The sequence below is a fragment of the Variovorax sp. NFACC27 genome, assembly GCF_048301545.1.
Taxonomy (GTDB): Bacteria; Pseudomonadota; Gammaproteobacteria; order Burkholderiales; family Burkholderiaceae_C; genus Variovorax; species Variovorax gossypii.
Window position 1 is genome coordinate 2,317,934 of record NZ_CP157613.1, and the last position, 6,707, is coordinate 2,324,640.

The 6,707-nt window shown below is 68.0% G+C and carries 5 protein-coding genes; 1 reads left to right on the forward strand and 4 read right to left on the reverse strand.

What is annotated here, in order from left to right; genetic code table 11:
- Nucleotides 1-20 precede the first annotated feature (20 nt).
- Genes ABL840_RS10995 through ABL840_RS11010 form a run of 4 tightly spaced genes read right to left on the reverse strand, consistent with a single transcriptional unit; the run spans nt 21 to nt 5,321 of the window.
- The gene (locus ABL840_RS10995) at nt 21-956 is read right to left on the reverse strand and encodes an ABC transporter permease (RefSeq protein WP_093307091.1); all 936 of its coding nucleotides are present in this window, start codon (nt 954-956) and stop codon (nt 21-23) included.
- A 60-nt stretch (nt 957-1,016) separates the two neighbouring features.
- Nucleotides 1,017-2,606 (reverse strand): ABC transporter substrate-binding protein, encoded by a 1,590-nt coding sequence (locus tag ABL840_RS11000; protein ID WP_093307109.1) that lies wholly within the window; start codon nt 2,604-2,606, stop codon nt 1,017-1,019.
- Between the two features lie 50 nt (nt 2,607-2,656).
- A complete protein-coding gene (locus ABL840_RS11005) occupies nt 2,657-4,108 on the reverse strand; it encodes a M81 family metallopeptidase (RefSeq protein ID WP_093307092.1) in 1,452 nt (483 codons plus the stop codon).
- Nucleotides 4,109-4,163: 55 nt separating this feature from the next.
- On the reverse strand, nt 4,164-5,321 hold the full coding sequence (locus tag ABL840_RS11010; RefSeq protein WP_093198862.1) for an NAD(P)/FAD-dependent oxidoreductase: 1,158 nt from the start codon (nt 5,319-5,321) through the stop codon (nt 4,164-4,166).
- A 149-nt stretch (nt 5,322-5,470) separates the two neighbouring features.
- Here ABL840_RS11010 and ABL840_RS11015 point away from each other — a divergent pair, with 149 nt between their 5' ends.
- Entirely contained in the window at nt 5,471-6,274 is an 804-nt protein-coding gene (locus ABL840_RS11015; protein WP_176947629.1) for a cupin domain-containing protein, read from the forward strand.
- The last annotated feature ends 433 nt before the right edge of the window (nt 6,275-6,707 follow it).

A 6,707-nucleotide genomic window follows, 5' to 3' on the forward strand; every position in this document is an offset into this window, starting at 1 on the left:
GAGCGGGTCAGTGGGTCGGTCTAGTACTGGATGCGCGGATCGAAGAGTCGGTAGCTCAGGTCGATCAGCAGGTTGATCAGCACGTACACGCCCGCCGACAGCAGCAGCACGCTCTGGATCACCGGGTAGTCGTGCCGCTGCACCGAATCGATCACCAGCCGGCCCACGCCCGGAATGGCGAACACCGTCTCGGTGACCACCACGCCGCCGATCAGCAGCGCGATGCCCGCGCCCACGGTGGTGGCGATGGGAATGGCCGCGTTGCGCAGCGCATGCCCCAGAACGGGCAGCACGCCGAGGCCCTTGGCGCGCGCGGTGCGGATGTAGTCCTCGTGCAGCACCTCGAGCACCGTGGCGCGCGTCATGCGCGTCACCAGCGCGATGTAGACCAGCGCGAGGTTCACGCAAGGCAGCACCAGCGAGCGCAGCCATTCGCCCGCGCCCTCGGCGAAGCGCACGTAGCCTTGCACCGGGAACCACGGCAGCTGGATCGCGAAGCTGTAGACCAGCAGGTAGCCCACCAGGAATACCGGTACCGAGAAGGCCAGCACCGCGAAGAGCATCACCAGCCGGTCGATCCAGCTGCCCGCGCGATACGCCGCGAGCGTGCCCAGCGGCACCGACACCACCAGCGTGATGAGCATGGTCAGCGCGGCGATCGACAACGTGGGCTCCAGCCGCTGCCCCAGCAGCTGCGTCACCGGCATCTGCGTGAAGATCGACGTGCCGAGGTCGCCGGTGAAGAGCTTGCCGATCCACAGCCCGAATTGCTGCCACAGCGGCAGGTTCAGGCCGAGCGCGGCGCGCAGCTTCTCGATGTCCTCGGTGGTGGCGAGGTCGCCCGCGATGAGCGCCGCAGGGTCGCCCGGCGAGAGGTGGATCAGCAGGAACACCACCACGGCCACCACCGCCATGACCGGAAGCGTCGAGAGAAAGCGTCGAACGATGTAGCCCATGGCGATGCCCTTGAACTGTTGACTGGCTTGCTGGCGGAATGCTGGCTGGCGGGCTGGCCCTTACCTGTCGAGCGCCCAGACCGTCGGCATGCCGGACCAGAGCTTGTCCAGCCCCTTCAGGTTGGCGCGCGCGGCGAAGGCGGCCGAGTACTGGCCGGCGTTGATGTACGGCACGGCCTCGTAGGCGCGGGTCTGGAAGGCGTCGAGCAGCTCCTTGCGCTTGGCCGGCACGGTTTCCTTCAGCCATGAAGTGCGCAGGTCGTCCAGCGGCTTGTCGCAGGGCCAGCCGGGCAGGGTGTTGCCGCAGGCCGCGCTCAGGTAGGCGTTGCTGACGGGCGAGTTGGCATCGAACTCGCCGGCCACGGTGACGTACATGTTCCAGCCGCCGGCGTCGGGCGCATCGCGCTTGGCGCGGCGCGCGCCGATGGAGGCCCAGTCCATGGTCTGGGCATCGACGTTCAGGCCGATGCTCTTCATGGTCTGCGCAGCCATCAGCGCCTCGGCGTTCAGGTAGGGCACGTCGCTGGGCACCAGCAGCACCACCTTCTCGCCCTTGTAGCCGGCGTCGGCGAGCATCTTCTTCGCCTTGGCGAGGTCGGCCTTGCGGTAGGGCTCGGCGCCGGCGGCCGTGTCGTTGGGGCTGCCGCAGATGAAGTAGGTGGCGCAGTAGGCCATGCGCATGTCGAGCGGGAAGCCCATCGCCGCCATGAAGCGCTCCTGGCTCACGGCCTGCAGCAGCGCCTGGCGCACCTTCGGGTTGTTGAAGGGCGCATGCAGCTGGTTCATCACCAGGAAGCCCTGGTAGGCGCCGCCCGAGCCGATCTTCACGCCCGTGTCGGTGCGCAGCGGCGCGATGTAGTCGGGCGGCAGCTGCTCGATGATGTCGACCTCGCCGCGCTTGAGCGCAGCCACCGCGCTGTTGGCGTCGGGCAGGTAGAGCCACTCGACGCGATCGAAGCTGCTCTTCTTGCTGCCGGCCAGGCCGCTAGGCGGCTCGCTGCGCGCCACGTAGTTCGGGTTGCGCACGAACACGGCCTTGTTGCCCGGTACCCACTCGTCGCGCTTGAAGATGAAGGGGCCCGAGCCGAGCACTTCCGTCAGCGGCGCGGTGGCCGGCATCTTCGCCACGCGTTCGGGCAGGACCACCGGCGGAAAGCCCGAGGGCTTGGCCAGCGCGTCGAGCACCATGCCGAAGGGCTCGGAGAGCGTGAGCGTGAAGTTGCGCGCGTCGGTGGCCTTCCACTCGGCGCCGGCAGCCGTCATGGCGCGGCCCAGGCTGTCGCGCGCGGCCCAGCGCTGCAGCGATGCAACGGCGTCGGCGGAGGTGACGGCGCTGCCGTCGGAGAACTTGAGGCCCGGGCGCAGCGTGAAGCTCCACTGCTTGCCGTCCTTCGAAGTGGTGTACTTCTCGACCATCTGCGGCTGGGGCTTGCCGTTCGCGTCCTGCGCGAACAGCGTGTCGTAGACCATGTAGCCGAAGTTGCGCGAGATGTAGGCGGTGGTGAAGGTCGGGTCGAGGATCTTCAGGTCGGCGTGCGCCACCACCTTCAGCGTCTTGGCCTGGGGCGTCTGGGCATGCGCGGGAAGGCTCGCGGCGAAGGCGGTGGAAATGGCCAGGGCGGCGAGAGCGCCAAGCGTCCGTCGTTTCATCGTCGGTTCTCCGGTGAGGGAAGGCAGCAGGAAAAAGAAAGTGGAGGGGCTCAGGCCGCGGCGCCGATCGGCCACTTTGGGAGGCGGGCCTTGCGATAGGGCAGCGTGTTCAGGTCGAGCGTGACCGCACCCGGTGCGCCCGCGTAGATGACGTGCTTCGCCACCTTGGAGTACGACGCGTAGAAATGCTGCGACGACTTCACGACGATGATCTTCTTCGCGGCGAGGTCGCAGCCCAGCTGCGTGAAGAGGTCGGTGCCCATCGCCTGGTTGCGCAGAGTGATCAGCACGACTTCGATGCCGTTGGCCTCGACCAGCGCGCAGTCGCCCATCAGCGTGGGCGTGCCGGCCAGGCCGGTCATCACCAGGTCGTGCTTCAGCGCCTTCACGGTGCATTCGAGATCCAGCGGGTCGCCCGACAGCGGGCTGATCTTTCCGCCGATGCGCATCTGCAGCCTGGCGCCCACGCCCGCATCGAAGGCGATGCGCACCGCGATCGGGTCCCACAGCGGGCCCAGCGCCGCATTGGTGATGCCGCGCTCGACCATGCGGCGCAGGATGAAGGTGGAGTCGCTGGCTGCGCCTCCGCCGGGATTGTCGGCGCCGTCGGAGATCACCACGGGGCCGCCGTCGAAGGCCAGGGCCTCGTCGAGCGAGGCGTCGATGCCGGGGTAGTTCACGGTGAGACCGTCGCGCATGGCGATGACCTCGTCGGCGAGCTGGCGTGCCAGCAGGTCGGCCTGTGCCTTGTCTCCGTCGGTGTAGACCAGCACCTTGGTGCCCATCTCGGGCACGTCGCCCCACGAGAAGCCGTGCGTGAGCGAGATCGAGAGCACGCCGTTCTTGCCTTCGAGCGACTGCATGCGCTCGACGAAGCCGCGCGCCGGCTCGCGCGAGGTGTGCACGGTGACGATCATGTCGCAGTCGACCACCGCGGGCACCGGCCGCACCTTGCCTTCGACCGTCGCCGTGCAGATGTCGACCAGCTCCAGCCCGCGCTCGAGCACGTCGGTGTGCGGGTACTCCTTGAAGGAGATCATCACGTCGGCGTTGGAGATCATCTCCGGCGTGAGGTGATTGTGCGGATCGAGCTCCGCGCCGATCACCACGTCGGGCCCGACGATCTGCCGCACGCGCGCCAGCAGGTCGCCTTCGCAGTCGTCGTAGCCGTCGGCCACCATCGCGCCGTGCAGGCCGAGCAGCACCATGTCGACAGGCAGCACCGCGCGCAGGTCGTTCAGCAGCTCGTCGCGCAGCGTCTCGTAGGCGTGGCGCGTGGTGGTGCCGCTGGGCTGTGCGCCGGCCACCATGCCTTCGAACAGCGTCCAGCCCTTGTCGGCGCCGCGCATGCGGGCGGCCCACAGCGGGCCCGAGAACAGCGTCATCGCGTCGGGGTGCTTGCCCGCGGGGAAGTAGCCGCGGTCCTTGAAGGAGGCCAGGCCGGTCGGCATCGGACCGAAGGTGTTGGTTTCGGTGGCAAGGGAAGCACTGAAGACGCGCATGGTCGAACCTCGTGGGGTGGTGTGTCGTTTCTTGTTGTCGCGTGCGTGGCCGGGCTCAGCCCGCGGCCGTGCGCAGCCGCTGCGGGCCCAGCATTTCCGCCGTGAGCCCGAAGGAGGCGATGCGTTCGGGCAGCGGCAGTCCGCGCGCCAGCGCGGCGCAGGCCTCGCCCATGGCGGCCGAGGTCTGGATGCCGTAGCCGCCTTGCGCCGCCACCCAGAAGAAGCCGGGCACGCCGGGCTCGAAGCCGCCGACCAGGTCGCCGTCGGCCACGAAGGAGCGCAGGCCGGCCCAGGTGCGCGTCGGGCGGCGGATGGCGAGCGTGGTCGCCTCCTCGATGCGATGCATGGCGATGGCGATGTCCATCTCCTCGGGCTGGATGTCCTGCGGCTCGACCGGATCGGCGTTGGCCGGCGAGCCGAGCAGCATGCCGGCGTCGGGCTTGATGTACCAGCCCTCGTCGGCGCCGAACACCATGGGCCAGTGCGCGACGCTCTGGCCTTCGGGCGGCGCGAAGATGAATGCGGAGCGCCGGCGTGGCTCGATGCCCAGCGGTGGCACGCCGGCCATGCGCGCGATGGTGTCGACCCATGCGCCCGCAGCGTTGAGCACCACGGGCGCCTCGTACACGGCGCCGCCGGCCTCGACGCGCCAGCGTTCGCCGACGCGCTCGATGGCCGTCACGCCTGCATCGCACACCAGCTTGCCGCCCGCGCGCCGCATGCCGCGCAGGTAGCCCTGGTGGATGGCGTGCACGTCCATGTCGGCTGCGTCGGGTTCGTACACCGCGCCCTGCACCTGCTCGGGGCGCAGCGCCGGCACCATCTCGCGCGCCTGCTCGCCGCTCAGGCGGGAGGCGCCGGTGTCCATGGCGCGAAGCACTTCCCAGTGGGCTTCGAGCTCGGCCATGTGCTCGGCGCCCGCGACCATCATCGCGCCGCGCGGCGTGAGCAGCGGGTGTTCGGAGAAGCCTTCGGGCGGGTGCTCGAGGAAGGCGCGGCTCGCCATGGTGAGGGCGCGCACCTGCGCGGTGCCGTAGCTTTCCATGAAGAGCGCGGCGGAGCGGCCGGTGGAGTGGTAGCCCGGTTGCGATTCGCGTTCGAGAAGGATCACGCGTGCGTGCGGCGCGAGCCAGTGGGCCACCGAGGCCCCGGCGATGCCGCCGCCGATCACGAGGAAGTCAGCCACGATGGGCTCTGCAGTGCTGGAAGTCATCGCCGAAAAGTGTAGGAAGAAATTTGCGGATACGCAAATTGATTCGAGGGTACCAAGGGGAAACCATGGTGCACCGCATCGGTGAAATTTGCGTCAACGCAATTTGCGTATACGCAACTTCCGGGCCCGCGTCATGCGGGTTGGCATGGATGGCGCAGGCGCCGGCTGGCAGAATCCACCGGCATCACAAGAGAAAGCCAAGCGTGAATCCACACACAGGGACCAAGACGGGGATGAAGCCCAGGGACGAGCCGCCCACGCTGGACCGCGTCACCTTCGGCAACCGCCTGCGCACCGCGCGCAAGCGCTTCGGCTGGACGCTGGCGCAACTGGCCGAGCGCTCGGGCGTGTCGATCACCACCATATCGCGCGCCGAGCGCGGCCAGCTCGCGCTGGGCTACGAGAACTTCACCGCGCTGGGTCGCGCGCTGGAGATGGACATGAACGCCATGTTCGCGGGCGCCGGCGTCAAGCCCGCGCAGCTCGACGGCCCGGTGGTCACGCGCTCGGGCAAGGGCGTGGTCTACAAGGGGCTTTCCATCGCCTATGAGTTCCTCGGCACCACGGCGGCGGGCAAGCAGATGAGCCCCATCGTCGGCACGGTGCACGCGCGGCAGATCCACGGGCCGGAAGACTTCGTGCGGCACGGGGGCGAGGAGTTCGCCTATGTGCTCTCGGGCGAGATCGAGGTGCACTTCGAGAACGGCGAGGTGGTGCACATGGCGCGCGGCGACTCGCTCTATTTCGACAGCCGTCTGGGGCACGCATACATCAGCGTGAGCCGGCAGCTCGCGCGCATCGTCGGCATGACCATCGGCGAGAGCGGGCACATGAAGTCGGCGCGCGAAGGCGAGGCGCGCAGCCTGCCGGTGCCGGCCGCGAGCAAGCCTGCGAAGGCCCCGAAGCATTCGGCCAAGGCTCCCAGGAAGCCGGGGAAGGCAAAGGGCGGCTAGGCCCGATCGGGCGGCAATCGGGCTTCGTTCGCGCAGCCGAAGCCGGGCGCGCAAGCCTCCTCGCGGGGAGGCCATATCGACCCATTCATCCGGCTCCACGCTGCGGTGGTTCGACGTAAAACCTTAGTCCGCGAATTTCCAAAAAAGAGGCGCTGAAAAAGCCTCATTGGATTCTTTCGAATTGGAATCGGAGGCGAGTTGGCCGCGCCCCGGATTTGCCTCTTTCCACCGGAAATAAGCTATTAGTTATATCCGGCTAGGCCCGAATATGAATACCTTGCGGCGACCTGAACACCGCAGCAATGACATGGTGTTTCATTTTCGATTTGACTCGGTTGCCGTCTTCGGTTTGCTCCTCGTGAATCGAGGGGCGTTGCAGTGCCGATCACGTCGGCGCAATGCGCTGAAGTAGAACGGATTTTCGTAATTCAGT

Coding starts and splice junctions, on each gene's coding strand:
- ABL840_RS10995 (WP_093307091.1), bottom strand. CDS start 956: ATGGGCTACATCGTTCGACGCTTTCTCTCGACGCTTCCGGTCATGGCG.
- ABL840_RS11000 (WP_093307109.1), bottom strand. CDS start 2,606: ATGAAACGACGGACGCTTGGCGCTCTCGCCGCCCTGGCCATTTCCACC.
- ABL840_RS11005 (WP_093307092.1), bottom strand. CDS start 4,108: ATGCGCGTCTTCAGTGCTTCCCTTGCCACCGAAACCAACACCTTCGGT.
- ABL840_RS11010 (WP_093198862.1), bottom strand. CDS start 5,321: ATGACTTCCAGCACTGCAGAGCCCATCGTGGCTGACTTCCTCGTGATC.
- ABL840_RS11015 (WP_176947629.1), top strand. CDS start 5,471: ATGGCGCAGGCGCCGGCTGGCAGAATCCACCGGCATCACAAGAGAAAG.